Annotated in this window: 20 protein-coding genes and 1 riboswitch; of the genes, 11 read left to right on the forward strand and 9 right to left on the reverse strand. The window is 68.9% G+C overall.

Translation table 11 applies throughout. From position 1 onward, the window contains the following. Window position 1 precedes the first annotated feature (1 nt). Together FFS20_RS10775 and FFS20_RS10780 are read right to left on the reverse strand one after the other, a co-directional pair. Window positions 2–682: a uridine kinase gene (locus FFS20_RS10775; RefSeq protein WP_249356798.1), complete on the reverse strand. Its 681-nt coding sequence runs from the start codon at window positions 680–682 to the stop codon at window positions 2–4. Window positions 683–782: 100 nt separating this feature from the next. Further along, complete coding sequence (locus FFS20_RS10780) at window positions 783–1,931, reverse strand: hypothetical protein (RefSeq protein WP_137825852.1); 1,149 nt, start codon at window positions 1,929–1,931, stop codon at window positions 783–785. A gap of 53 nt (window positions 1,932–1,984) precedes the next feature. On the opposite strand from FFS20_RS10780, the gene FFS20_RS10785 reads away from it, so the two are divergent. Continuing rightward, entirely contained in the window at window positions 1,985–3,688 is a 1,704-nt protein-coding gene (locus FFS20_RS10785; protein ID WP_137825853.1) for a dihydroxyacetone kinase subunit DhaK, read from the forward strand. A gap of 40 nt (window positions 3,689–3,728) precedes the next feature. Here FFS20_RS10785 and FFS20_RS10790 read toward each other — a convergent pair whose 3' ends face one another. Continuing rightward, window positions 3,729–4,373 (reverse strand): TenA family protein, encoded by a 645-nt coding sequence (locus FFS20_RS10790; protein ID WP_249356800.1) that lies wholly within the window; start codon window positions 4,371–4,373, stop codon window positions 3,729–3,731. A 23-nt stretch (window positions 4,374–4,396) separates the two neighbouring features. After that, a riboswitch (TPP riboswitch) is annotated at window positions 4,397–4,501 on the reverse strand. Between the two features lie 7 nt (window positions 4,502–4,508). After that, window positions 4,509–5,519, reverse strand: coding sequence for an alpha-L-glutamate ligase (locus FFS20_RS10795; RefSeq protein ID WP_137825855.1), 1,011 nt, complete (start codon window positions 5,517–5,519; stop codon window positions 4,509–4,511). A gap of 90 nt (window positions 5,520–5,609) precedes the next feature. Between FFS20_RS10795 and FFS20_RS10800 the strand changes: the two genes are divergently transcribed. Further along, window positions 5,610–5,972, forward strand: a complete 363-nt coding sequence (locus FFS20_RS10800) for a VOC family protein (RefSeq protein ID WP_137825856.1) — start codon at window positions 5,610–5,612, stop codon at window positions 5,970–5,972. 54 nt (window positions 5,973–6,026) lie between these two features. Here FFS20_RS10800 and FFS20_RS10805 read toward each other — a convergent pair whose 3' ends face one another. Then, window positions 6,027–6,953: an alpha/beta fold hydrolase gene (locus FFS20_RS10805; protein WP_137825857.1), complete on the reverse strand. Its 927-nt coding sequence runs from the start codon at window positions 6,951–6,953 to the stop codon at window positions 6,027–6,029. A 109-nt stretch (window positions 6,954–7,062) separates the two neighbouring features. On the opposite strand from FFS20_RS10805, the gene FFS20_RS10810 reads away from it, so the two are divergent. From FFS20_RS10810 to FFS20_RS10825, 4 genes are all read left to right on the forward strand, one after another. Continuing rightward, window positions 7,063–7,596: a HutD family protein gene (locus tag FFS20_RS10810; protein WP_171007056.1), complete on the forward strand. Its 534-nt coding sequence runs from the start codon at window positions 7,063–7,065 to the stop codon at window positions 7,594–7,596. A 200-nt stretch (window positions 7,597–7,796) separates the two neighbouring features. Further along, complete coding sequence (locus FFS20_RS17955) at window positions 7,797–9,350, forward strand: hypothetical protein (RefSeq protein ID WP_171007057.1); 1,554 nt, start codon at window positions 7,797–7,799, stop codon at window positions 9,348–9,350. Between the two features lie 226 nt (window positions 9,351–9,576). Next, window positions 9,577–10,746, forward strand: coding sequence for a Cmx/CmrA family chloramphenicol efflux MFS transporter (locus tag FFS20_RS10820; protein ID WP_137825859.1), 1,170 nt, complete (start codon window positions 9,577–9,579; stop codon window positions 10,744–10,746). 20 nt (window positions 10,747–10,766) lie between these two features. Further along, complete coding sequence (locus FFS20_RS10825; protein ID WP_137825860.1) at window positions 10,767–11,612, forward strand: DNA-formamidopyrimidine glycosylase family protein; 846 nt, start codon at window positions 10,767–10,769, stop codon at window positions 11,610–11,612. A gap of 42 nt (window positions 11,613–11,654) precedes the next feature. Here the strand turns inward: FFS20_RS10825 and FFS20_RS10830 are convergent, their stop codons facing one another. Beyond that, window positions 11,655–13,559, reverse strand: a complete 1,905-nt coding sequence (locus tag FFS20_RS10830; RefSeq protein WP_137825861.1) for a primary-amine oxidase — start codon at window positions 13,557–13,559, stop codon at window positions 11,655–11,657. 108 nt (window positions 13,560–13,667) lie between these two features. On the opposite strand from FFS20_RS10830, the gene FFS20_RS10835 reads away from it, so the two are divergent. From FFS20_RS10835 to FFS20_RS10850, 4 genes are all read left to right on the forward strand, one after another. Next, a complete protein-coding gene (locus tag FFS20_RS10835; protein ID WP_137825862.1) occupies window positions 13,668–14,300 on the forward strand; it encodes a TetR/AcrR family transcriptional regulator in 633 nt (210 codons plus the stop codon). Window positions 14,301–14,305: 5 nt separating this feature from the next. Then, complete coding sequence (locus FFS20_RS10840) at window positions 14,306–15,238, forward strand: helix-turn-helix domain-containing protein (RefSeq protein ID WP_137825863.1); 933 nt, start codon at window positions 14,306–14,308, stop codon at window positions 15,236–15,238. 103 nt (window positions 15,239–15,341) lie between these two features. Then, window positions 15,342–16,895 carry an APC family permease gene (locus FFS20_RS10845; protein ID WP_137825864.1) on the forward strand — a complete coding sequence of 518 codons (1,554 nt, stop codon included), beginning with the start codon at window positions 15,342–15,344 and terminating at the stop codon, window positions 16,893–16,895. Window positions 16,896–17,001: 106 nt separating this feature from the next. Further along, entirely contained in the window at window positions 17,002–18,417 is a 1,416-nt protein-coding gene (locus FFS20_RS10850) for an aldehyde dehydrogenase family protein (RefSeq protein ID WP_137825865.1), read from the forward strand. 75 nt (window positions 18,418–18,492) lie between these two features. On the opposite strand, the gene FFS20_RS10855 is transcribed toward FFS20_RS10850, so the two are convergent. From FFS20_RS10855 to FFS20_RS10865, 3 genes are all read right to left on the reverse strand, one after another. After that, entirely contained in the window at window positions 18,493–20,460 is a 1,968-nt protein-coding gene (locus tag FFS20_RS10855; protein ID WP_249356801.1) for an HNH endonuclease, read from the reverse strand. Between the two features lie 210 nt (window positions 20,461–20,670). After that, window positions 20,671–21,204: a hypothetical protein gene (locus FFS20_RS10860; protein WP_137825867.1), complete on the reverse strand. Its 534-nt coding sequence runs from the start codon at window positions 21,202–21,204 to the stop codon at window positions 20,671–20,673. 248 nt (window positions 21,205–21,452) lie between these two features. Further along, window positions 21,453–23,345: an FAD-dependent monooxygenase gene (locus FFS20_RS10865; protein ID WP_137825868.1), complete on the reverse strand. Its 1,893-nt coding sequence runs from the start codon at window positions 23,343–23,345 to the stop codon at window positions 21,453–21,455. A 176-nt stretch (window positions 23,346–23,521) separates the two neighbouring features. Between FFS20_RS10865 and FFS20_RS10870 the strand changes: the two genes are divergently transcribed. Continuing rightward, on the forward strand, window positions 23,522–24,202 hold the full coding sequence (locus tag FFS20_RS10870; protein ID WP_137825869.1) for a GntR family transcriptional regulator: 681 nt from the start codon (window positions 23,522–23,524) through the stop codon (window positions 24,200–24,202). The last annotated feature ends 136 nt before the right edge of the window (window positions 24,203–24,338 follow it).

Consider the following 24,338-nt stretch of genomic DNA (forward strand, 5'->3'; position numbering starts at 1 on the left):
TTCAGTCTCTCATGTCGGGATCGGGGTGGCGCGTGGAGCGCAACCGCGGTCGGGTGAGGTCGGTGTTGTCAATGACCCAGGTCGCTCTCTCCCAGGGAGCGCACTCCTCGAAGTAGAGGCGTTGTCCTCCGACGTAGCGATGGTTCGAGGCACCTTCCGGGTCGGGATCGTGGTCTCCGGTGAAGCGTTCGCTGCCGCGCGGGACGGATACGTCGAAGGGGACGTCGATCCAGATGCTGGCGTCCCAGAGTTCGCGCAGCTCGGGGCGGTGGAGGAAGATGCCGTCGACGATGAGCACGCAATCGGCTGGCAGAGACAGCCGTGTCGTTGGCATTGGTTCATCAGCGTCGACATCCCAGATCGCCCGGACGGGCGACTCGCCTGCGCGGAATGGAGAGATGACGGAGTCGACGAACGCGTCATAGTCGTACGAGTCACGGTAGAACGATTCCGGGCCCATCCCTTGCGCGTATCGACGTGCCTTCGGGAAATGGAACCCATCGATGCTGAGATTCGCCAGGCGCCGCCCGTCGTCCTCCGCGGCGAGCTCCTCGAGCTCGTCGGCAAGCATCGTCTTCCCCGCACCATCGACCCCATCGACGGCGATGACGGCGCGGTTGCCGGGACGGACGCCGCGGATACTCCTGACTAGCTGCCAGAGAACTGTCTGCCGGGTGGTCACCACACGACTGATGCTAACGCTCCCCGGTTGAAGAATACGCCGAAAGCGTCAAAGCTTCGGCCGGTGCTCGTCGGAGGATCCGGAGGATTGGTCACACCGGTCAGAACTCGCCGAGGCCGTTCTGGAGAAGGTCGCGCAGAGCCGAGCGGAGGAGGCCGAGCTCTTCGAAGCCGTCGAACTCCTCATCGCCGATCGCGACCGCATCCGGTGTCGTCACCCAGTCGCAGAGGACGGTGCTCGACCCGAGACGATCGGTGCCGAAGAGGAGGAGACTCGCGGCGATCGGGGTCTCGCCGGCGGGCAGGGCCCGAGTGGCGAGCGTGGCGACCCGCGGATCGAGCGGACGCGTCGGTGAGTCGTCGGGGACGAGGGAGCTGAGTTCGGGCAGTGTCTCCCGCATCAGACGCGTGGGGTCGTCGTCATCGTCGAAGCTGTCGAGGAGTCGCGCCTCGACCTCGAAGGTCATCCGTGCCAGGGCACCCGCGAGGACATTCTCATCGAGCAGGGGCGTGCGCCGGGTGTACCGCTGGATGCCGCCGTCCGAGTCGGTGGCGAGGAGGAGCGACCAGACGGCGCTGACATCGGCGTCCTCCGGCAGCGGCAGGAACACCCAGCCGGCGAAGAGCTCGCCGAACGTCGTCACGTCCGGCAGGGACGTCACGGGCGAGTCCGCGCTGCCCTCGTTGTCCTCCGATTCCTCGTCGTCGTCATCGAACGGACTGAACGAGAACGTCTCGGCGAACCGCGCCCGAGCCACCCGGAGCAGCCCCTCGACGAGATCGCTGCTGACGTCCTCGGTGAGGAGTTCGACGTTGCCGGACTCGAACGGATCGTCATCGCAGATGAGGGCGACGTAGCGGCCGGTGGCCTCGTGCCCGTCAGGGAACGGGTACACCATGAGGTTCGACAGCGCCGCAGAGGCCTCTGCGACGAGGACGTCACCGCTGGACACCGGCGCGATGGGAACGTCAGGGTCATCCGCATCATCGTCATCGACCGGCACTTCGTCGTCGACCCACGCATTCGCGGCTTCGGTTTCGACGAGGAAGCCCGAGATCTGCGAGAGGATCGTCGCGTACGACGCCCCGTCGGAGGTGCGCTCGATCCACCCGGTCTCCCCGTCCGCGTTCTCCGTCTCGAAATACCCCCACACGGCGGTGGGGAAGAACCTCGGCGGCACACTCTCGATGATCTCAGGGCAGAGCAGCCCGAACGGGATGCGCTCGGACTCGACAGGGGAATCGTTCATCGGACAATAGTGCCACGTGGTGCCCGGCATGACCGGACGTTAGGCTGGCCGTCATGAACGCGTTCTTCGTCTCGTCCACCCCGATCCCCTCAGCGCTGGCCGGGTTCGCCCGGGCCCACGGGGACCTCGTCGCGCTCAACACCGACCCGCTCTACGTGAGCGCGACAGCGCAGTCCCCGACGCGGACGGTCGGCCTCGTCTCCGGCGGCGGCTCCGGTCACGAACCGATGCACGTCGGTTTCGTCGGCCCGGGCATGCTCGACGCCGCCGTCCCCGGCGAGGTCTTCGCCTCACCGCACAACGCGCAGATCTTCGCGGCGTCGAAGGCGGTGGCCGGTCCCGACGGCGTCCTCCACATCGTCAAGAACTACACGGGCGACGTCATCAACTTCGGCATCGCCGCCGAACGTCTCCGCGCCGCCGGTATCCCCGTGGCGACGGTGCTCGTCGACGACGACATCGCCACCGACAGCGACGACACCGAGACCGGTCGACGCGGCACCGGCGCCACCGTCATCGTCGAGAAGATCCTCGGTGCTGCCGCCGACGCCGGATGGGGTCTGGACGACCTTGCCGATCTCGGCGCCGAGGTGGTCGCCCGCTCCCGGAGCCTCGCCGTGGCCGCTCGCGCCCAGACCGATGCCCACACTGGTCGACCCGCGTTCGACCTTCCCGAGGGCACCCTCGAATACGGCGTCGGCATCCACGGTGAGCGCGCCGCGACCTCGATTCCGCACGACGGCTTCGAGAGCCTCATCGACCGGATGTGCCGTGAGCTCCTCGCCGCGGTTCCCGGCACCCCGGCCGACGGCGACCTCCTCGTCCTCGTCAACGGCCTCGGCGCGACGACCCAGATCGAGCTCCTCAACGTCTACGACGCCCTCGGCGCCGCGCTTGAGACCGCAGGCGAGTCGATCGCCGCCTCCCTCGTCGGCAGCTTTGTCACCGCGCTCGACATGACCGGGTTCTCCCTCACCCTCACGCGCCTGCAGCCGTCCTGGCTCGACTGGTGGACCGCCGCCTCCCGCACCGCGGCGTTCCCGGCACTCGGCGGTGAGCCCACGCACGCCGAGGCGGTGGCGACGACAGCGGCGACGCGGAGTGCGCAGGAGCCGACGGCTCCCGCCGTCTCTCTGCGGCAGCGGACGGCAGCTGGTGGGGACGCGGATCTCGAGACCGCTGTGCTCCGTCGGTTCGCCGAACTCGTCGAGGAGCAGCACGCCCACCTGACGGAACTCGATCAGGTCGGCGGTGACGGGGACTTCGGGGACAACCTCCGCGGTGGACTGCGCCACGCGACTCGACTCGTCGACTCCTCCGAGGCCGCGGGCTTCGCCGCGGCCGAAGCGGCATTCCTCGGCGGCGTCGGCGGCACGAGCGGACCGCTCCTCGGACTGCTCTTCCAGGAGCTCAGTGCCGGTTACGCCGAACTCGACCCCGACACCCACCGCGAGACCGCACAGGTCCTCTGGGAGCGGGCGACGGCGGCCGGATGCGAGGCGATCCAGCGCGTCGGCGGCGCAGAGACCGGAGATCGGACAGTCGTCGACGTCCTCCATCCCACCGCCTCGGCGTTCGGGAAGGGATTCGCCTCAGCCGCGCAGACCGCCGCCGAGGCCGCACAGGCGACGGCCGACATGCAGGCGAGGCGGGGTCGGGCGAGCTACGTCGACGGCCGTGGAGCCGGCACCCCCGACGCCGGGGCCGTGGGCATCTCGCTCCTCTTCTCCGCTGCCGCCGAGGTCTACGAGAAGTAGCCTGGCCGGTACGAGAGGCAGCCTGGACCCGGCAGCGCGGTCACCGGTACGCCTCGTCGAAGAAGGCGCGCTCGAGCCCGACGGCCCGCTGCCACAGATCGGCCAAGCGCTGCCGGGCGGCGGCCGACGCCGCATCGTCCCCGCGCGGGTACACCCGTTCGAGTTCGTCGACGAGGAACTGCACCCAGCCGGTGAAGGCCTCTCCGCGGTGGAGGTCGATCCAGTCGGTGTGGAGGTCGCGGCTCGGCATGGCTCGATCCTGCTCACCCCACTCGAGATAGAGCCATTCGGCGATGACGAGGACGACGAGGACGTCGGGATACGACGCCGCGGCGACCGCCTCACGCATGACACCGCGGAACCCCGCGGTCACCTCGGTGAGCTGGGGATCGGTGTAGTCCGCAGGCTCCACCCCCACCTCGGCGAAGGCGCGGAGGAAGTACGAATCCTCATCGGCGGCGAGGAACCCGAGCTGCTGGGCGAACCGGAGCTTCGCGGAGATGGTGTCGGCGTGGGCGACGCTGGCGCCGAGCATCGAGAGGAAGTCATCGAAGAACTGATAGTCCTGGACGAGGTACTTCGCCATCACCGCGTCGTCGACGGTGCCCGCGAAGAGCTCGGCGACGAACCGGTGATGGGTCGCCGCGGTCCACTCCGCTTCGGCACTCGCCCGCAGTCCGGCCACGGCCCCGCCGGTCGCGACTGTGATCGTGATGAGCCTCCATCTTCCTCCGCCGGTGTCACCCGGATCAGGTTCAAAGGGTCTGCGTGCGCACTCTCAGCGCCGGTCGCGGCGCTCCCCTGTGGTGGTTGAAGACTATCAGCCGACGGGTGCCGCCTCCGCTGCGTCACGACGAACGGCTGCGAGCTTCGCGCCGAGCACCTCGGCGATCCGGACAGCGGCAGGCTGGCGGCCGGCCGCACGCTCCCCGGCCTCGACCCCGGCGTTGTAGTTCGTGTTCGTGTTGATGTCGTAGACGACCTGCCGGCCATCGGCCGTGTCGATGAACTCGACTCCGGCGAAGTCGATGCCGAGCTCGGTCAGCAGCGCCTCGAGTCGACCGATGAGCGGGGTGTCGGCGGTGATCTCCTCGCGCCGGGTGAACTGACTGCCGCCGAGGCTGCCGGCCGTGCCCGGAATGACGCAGGCATCGGCGGGGCAGAGTTCGAAGGATCCGGCGGAGACGTCGACGGCGACCGCGTAGTGGAAGCGGCCGCCGATGAACTCGGCGCGCGTGATGAACGGCGCGGCCGGCTGCAGATACTCCTGGACGAGGGTGATGCCGTCGATCGCCTCGGTGGACCCGCCGGGGGCGAAGTCGGCCACCGCTGCCTCGAGCTCGGCGTGCGAGTCGAAGCGGCGCACGCCCAGTCCCTTGCCGCCCTGGTTGTGCTTCGTGATGAACGGGGGCGTGAACCCGGCAGCCACCTCGGTGATCGCCGCTGATCCGAAGGCCGCCGAGGTGGTCGGCACGTCGATTCCGTGCGCGGCGAGGGCGCGGTGCTGGCGGATCTTGCTGACCTCGAGCTCGAGGACCTGCGAGCCGTTGACGACGGCGCGGCCGGCGGCCTCGAGCCACGCGAGGACCGCTCGCCCGTACTCCTTGACGTGGGGGTCGGTGCGGGTGTGCGAGGATGCCGAGAGTCGGGACCAGAAGACGCCCTCGGGCGGGGCGGCGGCGAGGTCGATCGCGGCACCGGGCAGCAGCCATTCGACGAGCTCGACGCCGAGTTCAGCGAAGGCGTCGGCGAACGGCGGGATCCACTCGGGATTGTCGTGGATGACGTAGACCGCGGGACCGTCCGCGACCGGCAGGGTGTGCGTGCTCATCGATGTCCTCTCATGGGTGTATTGCTCAACAATTCTATCGAGACGGTGATTCCCTGGGTCGTGTCGGCCCTGCGGCGTAGACTCGGGACCATGGCTATCGCAAAGCAGCCCGTGGTCGTTCTCGATGCTCCGGATGCTGGTGAGCTCGCCCAGTTCTACGGCGAACTCCTCGACTGGCAGGTCCGCGTCGACGACGACGGCACATGGGCAGAGATCACGTCCGATTCCTGGCCGCCCATTTGCTTCCAGCAGGTCGAGGACTACCACGCCCCGAGCTGGCCCAGCCAGGAACACCCGCAGCAGATGCACATCGACGTCATGGTCGATGACCTCGATGCCGCCGAGGCGCAGGTCATCGGACTCGGCGCCGGGAAGGCCGCCGTCCAGCCGGGGGAGACGTTCCGCGTCTTCCTCGACCCGGCCGGTCACCCGTTCTGCCTGTGTGTCAACTGAAACACTGCGTCAACTGAAACGCTGCGTCAGCTGAAACGCTGCGTCAACTGAGGCTCAGTGACGCCGGAGACCCAGCACGTCGTCGACGGCGTCGACGACGGCATCGGGGCGTTCATGGGTGATGAGGTGCCCGGCATCCTCGAGGACGACGAGCGTGCCCTGCGGCATCGCGTCGGCGATCGCGGCCGCCGCCGCGTTCTGCCGCGTGCGCATCCTCCGCTCGAGCAGTCCCCGCTGCCGGCCGCCCTGGAGGACGACGCCGGGCACGTCCGGTCCGCCGTCGCGTTCGAGCATCCGGATGAGCGCGATCGACGAGGTGACGTGCCGTTCCTCGCTCAGCGCCATGCGCATCGCCCGCTGGGTCAGCGAGTCGCGCCAGAACAGGGCGAGGTCTGCCTCGGTGATCTGCGGTGATGCCCCGTCGGGCAGGAGCGTCCGGGTGAAGCGATCGCCCTGGCCGGCCCGGATGAGCAGCGACCCGAGCCGCATCGAACCGGCGTTGAGGGCTGCGACTGCGGGGGAGAGGATCGCCGAGGCGGTCGCATCGACGAGCACCATCCCGGCGACCCGGTCGGGGTTGAGGTGCGCGAAGAATCTCACGATCGGTCCGCCCCAGCTGTGGCCGACGAGGACGACCTGCTCGTTCCCGGCGACCCGGTCGACCACCTCGGCGAGGTCATCGACGATCCGCTCGAGACTGCGCGGACTCCGGTCGTCAGCGCTGCCGCCGATGTTCGAGCGGTCGTAGGACACGGTGCGGGCGCGGGTGGCGACCTCCCGTTGGATGTGCGTCCAGGCGGCGGCCGAGGCACCCATGCCCGCCTCGAAGACGACGCACGGACCGGGCGCATCACCTGCGGTGACGGTGCGGATGCGACGGCCATCGGTGAGCGTGACGACCTCCTCGGTGAGGCCGACACCGGGATCGAGGTGCGGCGAGCCTGACATGTCAGACGAGTCAGGGCGGGGTTGAACGGTCATCGCTGCTTCCTTGCCGGAGGTCCGTGTGCTCCCAGGCTAGCCCCTCGCCCGTGATGGCCGCTGACGAGGAGGCCGCGCTGACGACGGGAGGCGACCTACGATGGACGGCATGGAGATCATCGCGTCGTTCGTCGATATCGTCCCTGTTCCCTGGGCCAACGGCGCGGGCGAGACGACCGAGCTCGTCTCCCTCGACGCCTCCACGGCGCTCACCCCCGACCGGCGTCCGTGGCGGCTGAGCATCGCCCGCCTCGAGCGGACCGGTCCGTTCTCGTCCCTGCCCGGCCTCGACCGGACGTTCCTTCCCACCGACGCCGAGGTGGTCCTCGACATCGCCGGCACCGCGCACCGGGCCGGCCCGGGATCTCCGCTGCGCTTCTCCGGGTCCGACGCCGTCGCGCTCACCGACCTCGCGGGCCCGACCTTCGCCGTCAACCTCATGGTCGTCGCCGATGAGGCGGCGCTGCCGCCGCTGACGATGACCCTCGATCCCGAGGCGGCGGGGACGAGTGAGTCCGCTCGCCCGCGGTTCGCACTCGCCCTCGCCGACGGTCCGGATTGGCGCCGCTTCGATCTCCTCCGCCTCGGCGACGGCGATGCCGTGGGGCCGGGGGACCGCCTCGGCGGGATCGGATTCGCCTGACGCCTGACGAATGACAAGGTTCCTGGACAAACCATGTCAGTCGGCTGTTCCGCCCGTCACACGACCGCGCATCGGTCCAGGTCATGGGGGACGGGGCGGAGATCGGCTTCCAGACGGTTCACAGGTTCAGGGGACCCCGGTCAGCGTCTCCGGACCTCGGCAGAGAATACTGGGGAGAGTCACACAGTCTTGGAGGTACGTTGGCGCCGCAGAACAGAGATCCGCACGACCAGAACGATCCCGCAGCGGGATCGACTCCGCAGGAGAGCCAGCCGTCCCAGGCCCTGCCGATGGTCACGGAGGAGATGACGGCTGCCCATCAGCCGGTCCTGCCGCCCAACCCGATTCGCCGTGACGCTCCCGCCACGGAGAGCCGGCCGACGCAGACCGAGCCGGTCGACGCCCAGCCCACGGCAGCACAGCCGACGAGCACACAGTCGACATCCGTCGCGCCCGCAGTGGCCGCGGAGACGACGAAGCTCGACACCGCCGACGGCGACGGGGACACGGACGAGAAGAAGGAGAAGGGCGGCAACGGGATCTCCGCGACCCAGCTGCTCGCCGGCGCCGGTGCGGCCGCGACGTCGTCGATCGTCGGCGGTCAGCTCGGTGTGGCCGGAACCGTCATCGGGGCGGGCATCGCGAGCATTGTCACTGCGCTCGCCGTCAGCCTCTACAGCAAGAGCCTCGAGAAGGGCAAAGAGGCGGTTCGGGAGGTCGGGTCGAAGCTCGCTCCCGCCGTGAAGAAGGGCGCGACCCTCCCACTCGTCGGCCCTGGCGCCGGTGCCCCCGGCACCGCGAACCCCGACGCTCCCGGCACCGGCCAGAACGACAGCGGTACCGGCCAGAACGGCAGCGGCCAGCCCGGAACCGACCAGACTGCCGTCTACGGTACGGTTCCCGGGAGCACAGCACCCGGCAGCACAGCACCCGGCAGCACCGCACCCGGCAGTACGGCACCCGGCAGTGCGGACCCGGACGCCACAGCGGTCTACGGTGCGGTCGACGGCGATCCGTCGCGCACCGACTCGGCGTTCGGCAACCTCGACGAGACGGAGGCGAACACCGAGGCGGCCGCGGGCACGGACACCGACGACGAACCGAAGTCGTGGCTGCAGAAGCTCAAGCGCAAGCGCGTCCTCTACCCGGTGGCCATCGGCGTCGCCGCGTTCGGCATCGGCCTCGGCGGCGTCGTCATCGCCGAGAACCTCACGCAGGCCGACATCTCGCCGGGCACCTCGCAGATCTCGCGCTCGGTGACCGGTGACTCCGGCAGCGGCGACGAGTCCGGATCGTCATCGAGCGACGGCGGCAGCGACGGCGGATCGAACTCCGGGAACTCAAGCGGGGAGAGCGGCAGCAGCGACAGCAGCTCCTCGACGTCGGCGGAGAGCGATCAGAGCTCGACCTCTTCGTCGAACAGCGACCAGACCGGTGCGGATCAGGGCACGAACTCGAGCAGCGACACGAGCGGCACGTCCTCGGACACCTCGGGGTCGAGCAGCTCGAGCTCGGACTCCTCGTCGACCTCGGACGGCTCGGGCAGCAGCACGAGCGGCGACTCGGGAACCTCCGGCTCGGGCAGCAGCGGCAGCGGCTCGGATTCCGGTGGCAGCGGGTCGAGCAGCGGCGGGTCCGGATCCAGTTCCGGCTCGAGCGGCAGCGGCTCAGGCGGATCGGGCGGTTCCGGCAGCGGCGGCTCCGGGTCCGGCAGCAGCGGCTCCGGCGGCAGTGCCGCCGGCTCCCAGGGCTGAGCCGCTCCGGGGCTCAGCTAGCCCCGGAGCTCAGCTCGCCCCGGAACCCGGCCAGGCCCCGGGACGTTGCTGTTCCACCACGCCCCCATTAGCCTTGGACGCGTGAGCACACCAGAAGCATCCAGGACCGGGCTGTCGGCACGCCGATAGCCCGGAGATCCTCATCCCGGCACCGGCAGTGCCAGACGGTTCACCCCTTACGCTGCTGTGTCCGAAAGGCTGCTTCATGCCTGTGCTGCTCTATCTCCTTGCCCTCGCCGTGTTCGCGCAGGGCACCTCCGAATTCGTCCTCGTCGGTCTGCTCACCGACATCTCCCGTGATCTCGACGTCTCCCTCGCCGAGGCGGGCCTGCTGACCACCGCATTCGCCGTGGGCATGGTCGTCGGCGCCCCGGTGATGGCGGCGGCGAGCCGCCGGTTCTCGCCGCGGTCGGCGCTGACGGGCTTCCTCGTCGTCTTCGTCCTCGCGCACGTCGGCGGTGCGCTCACCGACTCGTTCCCCGTCCTCGTCGCCACCCGCAGTCTCGCCGCTGTCGCCAATGCGGGGTTCCTCGCCGTCACACTCGCGCTCATCCCCCGACTCGTCGCCCCCGGGCGGCAGGGACGGGCGATCGGGGTCGTCCTCGCGGGGACGACGCTCGCGCTCATCGCCGGGGTGCCGGCAGGGGCGTTCCTCGCCGCCGGCTTCGGCTGGCGGTCAGCGCTGTGGGTGATCGCCGCACTCTGCGTGCCCGCTCTCCTCGGTGTGCTCGCGGCCGCCCCAGGAGGGACCGCGCACGCGGGCGAACGGATTCCGCTGCGCGCCGAGCTCGCGACGCTGCGCTCCCCGGACCTTCTCATCGTCATCGCCGTCGCGGTGCTCGTCAATGCTGCGACGTTCGGCGCGTTCACCTATCTCGCGGCGATCGCCGAGGCGGCATTCGGACTCTCCGGGGCTGCCGTGCCGGTGCTTCTCGCAGTGTTCGGCATCGGCGCCTTCTGCGGGGTCAGCATTGCCGGACGGTTCGCCGATGCGCAGTGGAGGCGGCTCCTCTGGGTGCTCGGCCCTGTGCTCGTGCTCACCTGGGTCGGGGTCGCCCTCACGGTCACGGGGCCGGAGACGGACGGCCGCCTCGGCGCGGTGATGTTCTGGGCGCTCACCCCGCTGGTCGGATTCCTCTCGTTCGCGACCGGTAGCACTCTCATTGCGCGCATCGTCGCCACTGCCGCCGGTGCACCTGCGCTCGGCGGATCGTTCGCGACGGTCGCGCTCAACCTCGGTGCGGCGGTCGGACCCATCCTCACCGGGCTCGCCTTGCAGCGGTTCGGTCCGGTCGGGCCGTTCGGCGTCAGCGCCGTCTGCGCAGGTCTCGGTCTGGTCGTCATCCTCCGGCGGCTCGCCCTTGTGCGCGACTGAGGCGGGGGCATACTGGACTCATGCCGGAACTGCCCGAGGTCTCAGCGCTCGTCGACTTCCTCACCCCGCGTCTCGTCGGTGAGTTCATCGCGCAGGTCGACATCGCCGAGCTCTCGCTGCTCCACACCGCCGACCCGCCGCTCGACGCCGTCATCGGACTCGAGATCACCGGGGTGAGGCGGGTCGGCAAGGCGCTCGTCATCGACTTCGACGGGCTGTCGCTGGTGTGCCGATTCGCGCGCGCCGGCTGGCTGGTCTGGCACGATGCCGTTCCGTCGGCGCCGGTGCGGATGGGAAAAGGGCCGTTGGGGATGCGGGTCACGCTCGCTTCTGGCTCAGGGTTCGACCTCACGGAGGCGGGGACGAAGAAGAACGCGTCCGTGTCCCTCGTCCGCGACCTCGGCGACGTCGCTGCGCTCGCCGGCGCGGGTCCCGACGCCCTGGAGATCACGGCGGAGCAGTTCGCCGCCGCGCTCGCCAGCACGACCTCGCGGATCAAGACCGTGCTCGACGATCAGAGCGTCGTCGCGGGAATCGGCAACGCCTTCTCCGACGAGATCCTCCACACCGCGAAGATCTCCCCGTTCGCGACGGCGAACAAGGTCGATGCCGAGGCTGTGTACGCGGTGATGACCTCGGTGCTCGGAGCGGCACGGGACGCGCTCTCGGGGCTGCCCCCGGCGAAGATCAAGTCCGCGAAGAAGAAGCTGCTGCGCGTGCACGGGAGGACCGGTCAGACGTGTCCGGTGTGCGGCACGACGATCGCCGAGGTCTCCTTCGCCGACCGGTCGCTCCAGTATTGCCCCGGATGCCAGACCGGTGGGAAGCGACTGAGCGACCGGCGCATGGACCGCCTCCTCAAATAGCGGCGGCTGACGGTGCAGTGATCCCGTCGGCGATGCTCCCCCTCACTCCGCGCAGCAGTGGCTGCCGGACTCGGGGGCCGGCACGTCGAGGACCGGCGAGCGGTCGAAGAAGCCCTCGGGGCGCAGCTTGAAGCCGACGGTGTCGACGGGCATGATCGGCCAGTCCTCGACGCGCGGGAAGTGCGTGAGCCCGAAGGTGTGCCACACGACGATGTCCTCACCGTCGACGCTGCGGTCGGCTTGCGTCCACGTCGGCAGACCGGCATGACCGGCGTGCTGGTTGGGAAAGTCGCCGGTCGGGTACCGTTCGTCGACGTCGTACTGGCTCACCCACAGCGCCTTCGACGCGAACGTCGCCCGCTTGTGGACCGAGGATTCCTCGGCGGCGAGCAGCGTCGGCAGGCCGGCCGGGTGGAGTTTGTAGGCGACGGGTTCGCCGAGGCGGTTGATCGACTCGGGATTCGACACCACCCACGTCCTCGCCACCGACTGGTCGGCGTCGCGCTGGGCCTCGAGCTCCGTGGCGAGCAGGGTGCGCTTGCGGGTGAAGGCGTTGCCGCGCGGGTTCTCCTCCGAGACCGGCAGCCGGACGACGTCCTCCTCCTCGACCCGGCAGCCACCGCCGTCGAGGGCGAAGTCGAGACGGGCGCCGAAGAGATGCTGGTGGAACGGGGCGCCGAGGCCCGGCGCGATCTCCGAGGCGAACTCCGTCGACCCGTGCGGCAGCGCCGAGGTGAAGACCACGCCCGTCGCCTTCGCCTCGAACTCGATCGTCCCGTCGAGGTAGAGGTACCAGTAGAAGCCGTAGTCGTAGTTGCCGACGGTGGTGAAGAACGAGACGACGAAGCGCCGATTGCGCCGCGTGTAGGCCACTCCCGACCACAGATCCGAGTGCTTCGCGAGCACCCCGGCGTCCTCTTCGTGCATGCAGATGCCGTTCCGGATCTGCCGCGGCTCGCCGAGGTTGTTGACGACCCACGGGGAGAGGTAGGTGATGTCGCCGAGGCAGTCGCACCCGAGTTCGAGCGAGTTCGCCCACTGGCCGACGAGGTATTCGCCGGTGTCGAAGTAGTTCTGCCACGACCGCACGGGGGAGGGGTCGCCGTAGGGGACGACCATCTCCGCGATCGCCGCCCGGTCGAGGATCCGCCGGGTCTCATCCCCGTCGGTGAAGGCGATGTTGTGGAGGACGAGGCCCTCGCGCATGTCGAAGCCGACGTCGAAGGACCACTTCTCCCAGTCGATGTGGTTGCCTTCGGTGACGGTGAAGCTCGGTCCCTCGGGCTGGGTGATTGAGATCGGCTTCTGCGTCGTGCGCAGCGGACCGGTGAGGTCGGGGTCGGTGTAGTTGCCGTGCTCGGCCGGGATGGGCACGTCCTCAAGGTCGAGGACCTGGTCGACGCTGCGGTTCGTCACATCGACGTAGGCGACGAGGCCGTCGATGGGGTGCGCCCACGCGCTGTCGGACGGGTGCTGCTGGTGGAAGGCGAGCCCGCGGAGGATCCGCCGTCCCGCCTCATCGGGGTATTCGAAGACACCGGCCGACAGGGGCGCGACCCTGACCTCGTCAAGGGCGAGACCGCGTCGGGCGATCGCCTCCTGCCACGCGGGATCGGCGGCGAGCACCTGCTCGACGACCTCGAACTCCTCTTCCATGACGGGGAACTCACCGGCGACGGAGGAGTCGACCTCGGTGACGGATTCGACGCTGCGCCGGGTTGCGGACACGACGATGTCACGGGCGGTGCCGGCCTCCTTGTCGCTGACGAGGACGCGGAACCGGCGGTCGACATGGGTGGCATCGCGGGGTGTTCCGCGGACGGGATCGAGGAGGCCGAGGTAGGCGATCCGCGCCGCGGCGGGGAAGAGGTCGGCCTCACGGAGCGTGTCGATGACGGTCGTCATCTCGTCATCGGTGGCCAGGGAGTAGGGGGTCTGGGCAGACATCGTGCACCTTTGCATTCCGAGGGTTCACTGCATTGCGGGGTTGGCGTGAGCCGGATCACGTTATAATCTACACTCGTAGGAAATAAAGTCAATGGAGATGGAGCAACGGTGCCCAAGATCGTCGACTACGCCCAGCGTCGCCGCGACATCGTCGAGGCGACGCTGCGGATCATCGCGCGCCAGGGCCTGCCGGGAGCGACGATGCGCGACATCGCCGCCGAGGCCGGATTCGCCAACGGCGTCGTCAAGTCGTACTTCGGATCGAAGGCCGACCTCCTCGCCGCGACCTACGTCGATGTCTATGAGGCGACGAATCGCCGCGTCGTCATCGCCACGGCCGGGCGCACCGGGCTGACCGCCCTGCAGGCGTTCGCCGCCGAGGTCGTTCCGCTCACCCCCGAACTCCGCGACGAGGCCCGCGTCGTCCTCTCCTTCCTCGCCGAGGTGGCCCAGGATCCCGTCCGGGCCCGCGAGGTCCGCGCGACGATGGCCCGCTGGCGCGAGTGGATCCGCGGGTGGCTCGCCGAGGCGGCCGCTGCGGGAGAGATCTCCGACGACGTCAGCATCGACGTCGAGACCGACATCCTCGTCACGTACCTCTACGGGGCGCAGACGACGTCGATCCTCGGCGGGGAGAGCTTCGACTTCGAGGGCTTCCGGACTCAGCTGAGCTACCTCATCACGCGACTCGGATCCACCGGAACGCGTGAACCCCGGACAACAGCACAGGCAGGCAGGTGAGAGCGATGACGCTGCTGGAGAGCACGGCCGCGGACTTCGACGATTGGCGGAGCCTCGTCTCCGACTCGTTCGTGCCCTTGGAGACCGAGCCGCAGCGCCGCGGCGGCTTCGCCGGGTCGATCAGCGCCCGCGACTACGACGCCGTCGTCATGTCCCACATCTGCGCGAACCCCCACGCGGTGCTGCGCACCCCGCGGCTCATCGCCGGTGGGGGAGAGGACTACTACAAGGTCTCCCTCCAGGTCAGCGGGCATGGTCTGCTCATACAGGACGGCCGGGAGGTGCCGTTGGCCCCGGGCACGCTCGCCCTCTACGACACCTCCCGACCGTACACGCTCAGCTACGACACCGACTCGACGTCGTACGTCATGATGTTTCCCCAGTCGCGGGTCACCCTGCCGCAGGACAGCGTCGCTCAGCTCACGGCCACGGCGATCGGAGCCGGCCACGACCTCGGCGCCGTCGCCTCGGACGTCATCGTCCGTGCGGGCACGCTGCTGCCGACCCTGACCCGCGCAGTCGGGATCCGGTTCGCCGGGAACATCGTCGACCTGCTCACGACCGTCATGGCCGATGAGCTCAGCGTCGGCGCCGAGGTGCCCGATGAGCGGCAGCAGCTGTGGGCTCGGGTGATCGCCCACATCGACGACCACCTCGGCGATCCGACCCTGTCACCGGCGACGATCGCGGCGGCGCACTTCATGTCCGTGCGCGCCCTCCACCAGCTCTTCGCCGGTGGCGAGAGCGTGGCCGGGGAGATCCGGCGCCGGCGCATCGACCGCTGCCGGATCGACCTCGCCGATCCCCTCCAGAAGCACGTGCCCGTCGCGGCCATCGGTGCGCGGTGGGGGCTGCCGGACCCCGCGCACTTCTCCCGACTCTTCCGCAAGGTCGTCGGCCAGCCGCCGGCGGTCTACCGGCGGACGCATCTGGGCTGAGCTCTGTGCACGGGAGGTCAAGGGGACTGCTCGGAAAGCCAAGACGCGCCGGTCCGCGGTGCGGCAGGGTGAGGAGAACAATGACGTCTGTGAGGTGAACGACATGAGCGCTGCCACCGGGAACTCCCACGGCACCGGCCAGTCCAGCGGCCCTGGTGGTCGAAGCGGCACCGGTCACCCAAGCGAATCCGGGCGCTCGCACGGTCACGGGCCGGCGGCTGCGAGCCTCGATGCGCGGCGGATCGGCACCCCGGCACTCGTCTTCATGATCATCGCCGCCTCGGCGCCGCTGACGGTCGCCGCCGGCGGACTGCCGAGCAACTTCGCCGTCACGGGGCTCCTCGGGATCCCGCTGTCGTTCATCGTCCTCGGCGTCATCCTCATCCTCTTCGCGATCGGCTACGGAGCGATGAGCCAGCACGTCCACAACGCGGGAGCGTTCTTCGCCTACATCGCCAAGGGGCTGGGCAAGCGGATCGGCGTCGGAGCCGCGCTGACGGCGCTGATGTCGTACAACGCGATGCAGATCGGCATCGTCGGGATGTTCGGCTTCGTCTTCTCCTCACTCCTGAACTCGTTCTTCGGGCTCACCGTCTCGTGGGTCGTGTGCGCGCTCATCGGCTGGGTCGTCGTCGGTCTCATGGGCATCGCCCGGGTCGACTTCTCCGCGAAGATCCTCGGCATCATCGTCACCACGGAGTTCCTCGTCGTCGTCATCTACGACGTCATCGGACTCTCGAACAGCCCCGAGGGCCTGTCGACGGCCGGCTTCGTCCCCGGTGACCTCTTCGTCCCCGGGATCGGCGCGGTGCTCGCGTTCTCGATCGCGGCGTTCATGGGCTTCGAGTCCGGGGCGATCTACAACGAGGAGGTCAAGGACCCCAAGCGCACGGCCGGACGGGCGACGATCATCGCGGTGTGCCTCATCGCCGTCTTCTACGCCTTCTCCGGCTGGGCGATGGTCATGGCCGAAGGTCCCTCGCAGCTCGTGCCCCGCGCCCAGGAGCTCGGCCCCGACCTCATGTTCGCCTACCTCGGCGAGCACGCCCCGGTGTGGTTCGTCGACCTCGCGAACCTCCTCTTCCTCACCTCCCTGCTCGCCGCTCTCGTCGCATTCCACAACATCGTCGCCCGGTACTTCTTCGCCCTCGGCCGCGACCGGGTGCTCCCGTCGTTCCTCGCCCGCACCTCACGGCGTTCGGGCGCCCCGGTCGCCGGATCGCTCACACAGTCGGCGCTCGCCCTCATCGTCATCCTCGTCTTCGCGGCCGCCGGCGCCGGCAGCACGGACCCGCTCTTCCCCGTCGTCACCCTCTTCACGTGGCTGACGAACATGGGAGCGTTCGGCCTCGTCCTCCTCATGGCGCTCACCGCGCTCGCCGTCATCGGGTTCCTCCGGACCCAGCGCGGGGAGTACTCGACGTGGGTTCGGCTCATCGCCCCCGGCATCGCGGCCATCGGACTCTTCGTCCTCTTCTTCGCGATCGTCGCGAACTTCGACGTCCTCATCGGCACGACCGAGCCGACCGTGCTCTCGTGGCTGCTGCCGCTCCTCGTCCTCGTGCCCGGGCTCATCGGCACCCTCTGGGCCTACTGGCTGCGCGGCAGCCGGCCCGAGCTCTATGCAGGAATCGGATCCGGTGGAAGTCTGGGATGAGGACCTGGATGAGAACTTCCGATCCTGACCGCCTGCTTCCGCCTGACCGCCTGCTTCCACCTGACCGCACCCGTCCCACTCACCGAATCCGAACCGAAGGAGCATCATGAGCACCGACCTCACGACCTACGATGGACTGCTCGCCGCGATCACCGACCCGGCGGGTCGCGAGATCACCGACCCGGCGACCGGCGATGTCATCGGCCGCACCCACGAGGGCACCGTCGCCGACATCGACGCGGCGGTCAGCGCCGCGGTCGCGGCGCAGCCGGCGTGGGCCTCGCGCCCCGTCGCCGAACGCAACGACCTGCTCAACAAGGCCGCCGACGCCGTCGAGGCCTCCGCCGAAGCGCTCGCGCAGCTGCTCTCCCGCGAGGCGGGCAAGCCGCTCAACGGGCCCAACGCGCGCTTCGAGGTCGGAGCCTGCGCGGCATGGCTGCGGGCGAACGCGGCCTTCGTCCTCGAACCCGAGACTCTCGTCGACGAGGACGGCACGCACGCCGAACTCGTCTATGACCCGGTCGGCGTCGTCGGCGCTGTCGGTCCGTGGAACTGGCCGATGATGATCACCGTGTGGCAGCTCGCTCCGGCCCTGAAGATGGGCAACGCCGTCGTCGTCAAGCCCTCGGAGTACACCCCGCTGTCGGTCCAGGGCCTCATCGCCGTGATCAATCAGGTGCTGCCCGCCGATGTGCTCTCCGTCGTCGCCGGTGACGGGGCCGTCGGTGCGGCGCTGACCGACCACGACGACGTCGACAAGATCATGTTCACCGGCTCGACGAAGACCGGCCAGGCGATCATGCGCTCGGCCGCCGACAACCTCGCCCGGCTCACCCTCGAACTCGGCGGCAACGACGCAGGCATCGTCCTCGAGGACGCCGACCCCAAGGCGATCGCCACCGATCTCTTCTGGGGTGCGTTCATCAACACGGGTCAGACCTGTGCGGCGATGAAGCGACTCTACGTGCCCGAGTCCCTCTACCAGGAGGTCTGCGACGCCCTCGTCGAGGTCGCGGCGCAGATGCCGATGGGTGTCGGCCTCGATGAGAACAACGTGCTCGGTCCCCTGCAGAACAAGCAGCAGTACGACATCGTTGCCCGGCTCGTGCAGGCGGCGAAGGACGGGGGAGCGACGGTGCTCGTCGGCGGAGACCCGCAGGAGGGGCAGCCGGGGTACTTCTACCCGACGACGATCGTCGCCGACATCGACAACGACAACCCGCTGGTGGCCGAGGAGCAGTTCGGTCCCGCCCTGCCGATCATCAAGTACACCGACCTCGATCAGGCGATCACCTGGGCCAACGAGCTCGAAGTGGGGCTCGGCTCCTCGGTGTGGGGATCCGACCTCGAGGAAGCGAAGAAGGTGGCTGCCCGGCTCGAGGCCGGGTCGACGTGGATCAACAAGCACGGCGCCGTCGATCCCCGGGTGCCCTTCGGCGGGGTGAAGAAGTCCGGATACGGCCTCGAGTTCGGTGTCGAAGGCCTCAAGCAGGTGAGCGTCCCGCACGTCATCTCCTGGTGACCAATCCGCTGTTGCGCAGCAGTCGAGGCCCCCGGTCGGGTGCCTCGACTGCTGCTTCGTGAGCGAGGGTCGTTCTCAGAACGGCGGCGGCTCGCCGCTGTCCCAGACCCATTCCTGCTGATGGGCCGTCGTGCGCCGGGTGCTTCTCGTGCGTTTGACCCAGCCAGGTCTCCCGATCTCGCCCTGCGCGCCGGGACAGTCGTCGGAGATGCGCGTGTCACCCGGTTCCGGCGGGGGCGGCCCGGGCAAAGGCGGTTCGGGCAAAGGCGGCTCCGGCGGTGGCGGCTCCGGCGGGGATGGCTCGGGCGGTGGCTCGGCGGTGGCGAACTGCCGGGCGTGCTCGGCGTTGACAGGGTTGTCCCCTGCGGTGAGAAGCGCGCTCACTCCGTGGGCGAAGCGGTACCGGAGGAGGCCGGCGGACTCCATCCACACGGCGTACTTCCTGTCCGTCTTCGCCTGGTGGTGCGATTTGCAGAGGGGATGGAGGTTGCCGAACACGGTGAGCCCGCCGTGTTCGGGGTCATCGTGGTCGAACGGAATGATGTGGTCGACTTCTGAGGATTCCGCTCGCCGCCGGCATCCGGGGACGGTGCACGACTGCCATTGGGCGATGAGCGTCTGTCTCACCGTCTGCGGAATGTAGTAGCTCTTGGCCTGGGCATCGACCGGAGTGCCGGTGGCGGGGTCGGTGAGGATCCGCGACCACGTCGAGCAGTGGCCGGCGACGCGTCGCGCCATGTCCGCCGGAACCGGTGAGCCGTCGGAGAACGTCCCCGGAAGCTCGGATTGGTCGAGCAGTGACATGAGCGGCACCGTCATGATCATCCGGGCCTGATTGGCGAACCAGAACCCTGTGGTCGGCAGGGAGAGGTTGAGACCGAGGAGAGGGCGACCCTCCTCGTCGCGGTCGACGTCGGCCGCCTCCTCGAACCGATCGGCCACCGCGGTGAGGGCATCGGCGATGTCGGCGACGCTGCGCACGTGCTCGGTGTCGAAGGGGATCTCCCGGGTGGTGACCTCACCGGTGTCGGTGTCGTGGGCCCGCACCTCGATGCCGACCTGGGGCCTCGTCTGGGTGAAGATGTCGAACATCAGAGCCATGATCGTGCGGTCGTCTTCGATGACGGCACCGGACGGGAGCATGTCGGCGAACGGTGCCGTGCTGTTGTTCCGGATCGCTTTGGCGAAGGCTTCGATGCGGAGGAAGCAGGCTTGGAGTTCCGCTGAGGGGCCGGTGATCGTCAGGCACGACGTGCCGTCCGGATGGGTGGTGAGGTCGACGCGGCGGTGGTCGAAGGCACGCTCGCTGCGCTCCTCGACGGGTTCGACCACGCTGATCTTCATGGCCAGGGACTTGCGGAAGGTCTCGATCGTGACATCGGCTCGCCGCCGCGCGAGGTAGCAGTCGATCTCCGGCAGGTGGGCGAACCCGATGTCCTTGCACAGGCGCGCGGCGGCGATGACGTGGGCGTAGGTGAAGTCGCCGGCGAGGCAGCGCTCGTGGAACTTCGGCAGTCCGTGGATGAGAAGCATCGCCGTGGTGATGTGGGTGTAGGTCGTGGTGATCGAGTTGCCGAGGATGGTCGCGAGCTCCGCGATGTCCTCGGCGTGGGAGTGCGCATGGACCCAGCCGTCGATCGACTGGGTCTCGCGGAAGCGCGGGAAGCCGGGCAGGAATGCCGTGTCAGGAAGTTCCGCAGAGCCGAGTTCTCCGGCATCGCCTTCCGCCGCCGCACTGGCACTGTCCACTACCGCATCACCCTGGTCGTCGCGGGTGCGCGCCCGCGCGAAGCGCCGAGCGGTCTCGGTCAGGCTCGCGTGCCGGTACGGTTCGTTCGCATCGGGATTCATGAGGTTGAGGTGGTCGATGACCTCGTCGTGGAAGAGCGCGGCAGTCGTCTCGAGCGCGCTGAGCTGAGCGCGATCGCACGCGGAGTAGACGTCGACGGCAGCGGCGAAACGGGAGTCCGGATCGACGTCGATGCGCCGGCTGTTTCGGCCAGGCTGGGCTCCGGAGGGGACTGATTCGGTTGTGTCGGTCACGGGGATTCACCTGTCTTCCCACGTCAACGTGGTTAATGACATCAGTGTAGTTCACGACGCAAGCGAAGTCAATGGGTTTCTCGAAACTGATTCGAACGCAAAAATCGATAGATTCTCTGTGCTCAGCGATTTTCGGAGCCCGCGATGACATGCGAACGCCCTCCCACCTCGGCGAGCGAGGGGAGAGGGCGCGCGGATGGGAGGGGAGGGTCAGTCCTCCCGGTAGGCGTTGTCGATCGTCTCCGGCATGCCGTCGATGACGTCGACCTCTTCGACGTGATCGTCGGCGAGGGCGTCGACGTCGAGATCGTCGCCGCTGAGCTCGGCGACCTCGGAGTCGTCGTCGCCGTACGAGACCATGTCGTCCCCGTCGCGGTTGCCCTGCTCGGCGGCGGTCGTCGGGTCGGTGTCGAGGTCGCCGTCGAGCGCGGGGGCGTCCTGTTCGTCGTCCCAGCCGGCGTCGGCGATGAGGGCGTCGTCGGCGCCTTCGATGCCGGTGCCCTCGGGCCCTTCGGCGCCAGGTTCGACGTAGGGCTCGCTGTCCTCGTCGTCGATCTCGTCGAAGTCGTCCGATTCGGCGTCGTCCTCGGCTTCGTCGGCGGTCTCCTCGAGACTGGTGAGGTCGACCCCGGTGGGCTCGGCGTCGTCCTCTTCGAGCTCTTCCTCGTCGAACTCGTCGTCCTGCGTGAGGAAGTCGTTGTCAGCGGGATCGGTGTCGTCTGCCCAGGTGTCGCCGGTGCTCATGGTCGCTCCTTGGTTCGGGTCGGTACATCCTTATTCTTGCACCGTTGCGCGGCGGTGGGCACCGGCGGCGGAAAGTGCCCGGGAATCGGTCGCGCCGGACGGATCCCCTGCAGAGATCTCCGGGATCTCCCCAGCTCGCCGAGGTGGTCCCGCGATTCCCGCGCCCGCCCGGTCCGGGGCCGGCGCGGTCCGGAGCCGGCGCGGTTGGGGAAGCTCCGCGCCGGGCCCTCTCCACGTCTCGAGCGTCCTCAGACGGTCACGCCGTTGACTCCTGCCGCTGCGACCCCGTTCGACTCGGATGCGCCGAGGCGCGACCCTGACCCCGCAGCCGACCCTGACCCCGCACCCTGAGACCCCGGCGTCACTGCGAGCAGCGAGTCGAAGACCCGGCCTAGTTCGCGGTCGGCGTCGGGCACGCCGGCGACCGAGCGGTAGGCGACGTAGCGGTCGGGGCGGACGATGACGACGCCGGAGGAGCTGATGCCGCGGTTCTTCATCCACGCCATCCGCACGTCGACGAAGTCGCAGCCCTCGAGGCCGACGGTGTGCGCTCTCAGCGGCAGGCCGCGCTCGGCGGCCAGCCGGTTCGCGGCATCGACCCATCCCTGGCCGTCCTCGCCGGCGAGGACGAGGAAATGCCCGCCGGCGACGAGGTCACCGAGCGCGATGCGCTCGTTCGACTTCTCGACGAAGGCGTGGGGGAGCGGGTGCCCCGGTTTGGTCGAGGGCTCGTAGAGCCGCACGGGGTCGATGGGGGAGTAGTCGGGCGACCCGTCGGAGACGATGGCCGCGGAGTCGTACCGATACCCGAACTCGACGTTGTGATGGCGGAACTCCATCGTCTGCGTCCCGATCGCCTTGTTGAGCGCGTGGCGCTTCTCCGCGGCGTTGGGCAGCGAGTCGTCCCAGATCGGCTCGAGTTCGGCCCAGTTGTCCGCAGCGGAGGCCTCGGGGGAGAGATTGAGCGCCTTGTCGATCGTGAAGTGATTCATCGCCGAGGCGACCGCGGCGTCGACATTGTCCTGATCGACCGGCTGGCGCTCGGCTTCGTAGGTGTCGAGCAGTGCGTCGTCGGCCTTGCCTGCGAGGACGAGGGAGAGCTTCCATGCGAGGTTGTACCCGTCGTGGATCGCGGAGTTGAGCCCGAGTCCGCCGGTCGGCGGGTGGCGGTGGGCGGCGTCGCCGATGAAGAAGACGTCGCCGGCCCGGAACTTCTCGGCCACGACTCCCTCCATGATCCACGGCGAGACCTTGTGGACCGTGAGCGCCGAGCGGTCGACGCCGAGGACGGTGCACAGGCGCTCGATGACGAGATCGTCCCTGAGCGCGTCCTTGTCGTGCGTCGCGTAGTCGAGGTGCACGACCCACTCCTCCGAGGTCGTGCCCCAGTGCTCCGGTCCCATCGCCACGAGGACGCCGGAGGACCACGATCCGCCGAACTCCGGATTGACGAGCCAGCGGATGAGCACATCGTCGTCGCGGGCCGACTGGGAGAGGTCGGCGGAGAAGTGGACGGAGACCATCATCATGAGGTCCGTCGGGCCGGTCATGCCGACGCCGAGGGCCGGGCCGATCGTGCGCCCGCGGTCGGCGGCGATCGCATAGCGGGCGCGCACGGTGTACTCGGTGTCGGTGTCCTTGTCGAGCACCGTCGCGCGCACTCCCTCGTCGAGCTGCTCGATCGCGGTGACCTCGTGATTGAAGCGCACGCCTCGGGGGTCGGGATGGAGCTTCCGGGCGTGGTCGAGGAGGAGCGGTTCGAGCCGGAGCTGGGGCAGATTGCACGTGCGCTTCGCGCTCGCCGCGATGTAGTCGGGGTCGGTGTAGCCGCCGCCCCATACCTCGAGATGGCCGAGTCGGCGCCCGGAGTACCGGTGGTCGCCGACGAGGCCGGCGTACCACCCGGTGGCCTTCATGTGCTCGGCGGGCGTGCTGCGCTTCTCGACCTCGGGGGCCACGCCGACCTCCTCGAAGATCTCCATCGTGCGCTGATTGAGCACGTGGGCCTTCGGCAGCTTCGAGGTGTAGGGCAGCGAGCTCACGAGCAGGTGATCGACGCCGAGCTTCGACAGGTTCATCGAGGCCGAGAGTCCGGCTCCGCCGCCGCCGATGATGAGAACGGGTACTTCGATATCAGCCATGGTGCCTCCTTGCATCCCGGCATCGGCGTTGCGATGCCACAGGCTCTGATCCGACTTCTGCGCCACGATCGGTCGTCGCGTGGTGTCCACCGTATGAGCTGAATCACGACATTGCAAGAGAAAAAAGATATTTTCAGCAAACGTCGACAGATGGCTGTTCCATCTATACTGGCGCTATGCCTGCACCTCGAGCCGGAAGCACGCTCTCCGCGGAAGCCTATGATCGCCTGCGCGCCGAGCTGCTGCGCGGAAGCTTCACCCCGGGATCGAAGCTGCGCATCGGCGAGATCGCCCGCGGATTCTCCGTCAGCGCCTCGGTGCTGCGGGAGGCGATGACCCGACTGGCCCAGGACGGGCTGCTCAGTGCGAGTCCGCAGCGCGGCTTCTCGGTTCCCGAGCTCACCGTCGGAGCGCTCGAGGATCTCACTCGGGCCCGCCGGATCATCGAGGCCGCCGCCCTGCGCGAGTCGATCGCCGATGGGAGCCTGTCGTGGGAGTCGGATGTGCTCGCGGCTCACCACATGCTCGAGCGCACGCCCTTCACCGACGGGGGCGGGCACATCACCGAGGAGTGGGGGCATGTGCACCGGGCGTTCCACGAGGTGATCCTCGCCGGCGGCCGCAGCGAGACGCTGGCGAAGGTGGCGACGGACCTGCGGGCGCGTTCGGCGCTCTTCGTCCACTGGTCGCGCGAGCTCGTCGTCGACGAGTCCCGTGACGTCCCCGCTGAGCACCGGGAGATCGCCGAGGCGACAGTGGCCCGTGATGTCGAGCGCGCCGTCGATGCCCTCGAGTGCCATATCCAGCGGTCGGCCGATGTGCTCATCGCCAGCGTCACCGCGAAGGCGAGTGCCTGAGCCTCGCGCCTGTGGCAGCCGCAGGGTTATAGGCCAAAATGTGTGTACAGGATGGTCCGCTCGCCCAGTAGGCAGTAGGGCAAGACCGAGTTGAACATGCCCTGCAACCATGTTCAGTGCCCAATCCCAGAAATCA

It is taken from the genome of Brevibacterium sp. 2SA (assembly GCF_005502845.1).
GTDB lineage: Bacteria > Actinomycetota > Actinomycetes > Actinomycetales > Brevibacteriaceae > Brevibacterium.

Coding starts and splice junctions, on each gene's coding strand:
- FFS20_RS10805 (WP_137825857.1), bottom strand. CDS start 6,953: ATGACCGTTCAACCCCGCCCTGACTCGTCTGACATGTCAGGCTCGCCG.
- FFS20_RS10810 (WP_171007056.1), top strand. CDS start 7,063: ATGGAGATCATCGCGTCGTTCGTCGATATCGTCCCTGTTCCCTGGGCC.
- FFS20_RS10870 (WP_137825869.1), top strand. CDS start 23,522: ATGCCTGCACCTCGAGCCGGAAGCACGCTCTCCGCGGAAGCCTATGAT.
- FFS20_RS10865 (WP_137825868.1), bottom strand. CDS start 23,345: ATGGCTGATATCGAAGTACCCGTTCTCATCATCGGCGGCGGCGGAGCC.
- FFS20_RS10830 (WP_137825861.1), bottom strand. CDS start 13,559: ATGTCTGCCCAGACCCCCTACTCCCTGGCCACCGATGACGAGATGACG.
- FFS20_RS10800 (WP_137825856.1), top strand. CDS start 5,610: ATGGCTATCGCAAAGCAGCCCGTGGTCGTTCTCGATGCTCCGGATGCT.
- FFS20_RS10785 (WP_137825853.1), top strand. CDS start 1,985: ATGAACGCGTTCTTCGTCTCGTCCACCCCGATCCCCTCAGCGCTGGCC.
- FFS20_RS10845 (WP_137825864.1), top strand. CDS start 15,342: ATGAGCGCTGCCACCGGGAACTCCCACGGCACCGGCCAGTCCAGCGGC.
- FFS20_RS10850 (WP_137825865.1), top strand. CDS start 17,002: ATGAGCACCGACCTCACGACCTACGATGGACTGCTCGCCGCGATCACC.
- FFS20_RS10860 (WP_137825867.1), bottom strand. CDS start 21,204: ATGAGCACCGGCGACACCTGGGCAGACGACACCGATCCCGCTGACAAC.
- FFS20_RS10840 (WP_137825863.1), top strand. CDS start 14,306: ATGACGCTGCTGGAGAGCACGGCCGCGGACTTCGACGATTGGCGGAGC.
- FFS20_RS10825 (WP_137825860.1), top strand. CDS start 10,767: ATGCCGGAACTGCCCGAGGTCTCAGCGCTCGTCGACTTCCTCACCCCG.
- FFS20_RS10795 (WP_137825855.1), bottom strand. CDS start 5,519: ATGAGCACGCACACCCTGCCGGTCGCGGACGGTCCCGCGGTCTACGTC.
- FFS20_RS10820 (WP_137825859.1), top strand. CDS start 9,577: ATGCCTGTGCTGCTCTATCTCCTTGCCCTCGCCGTGTTCGCGCAGGGC.
- FFS20_RS10780 (WP_137825852.1), bottom strand. CDS start 1,931: ATGAACGATTCCCCTGTCGAGTCCGAGCGCATCCCGTTCGGGCTGCTC.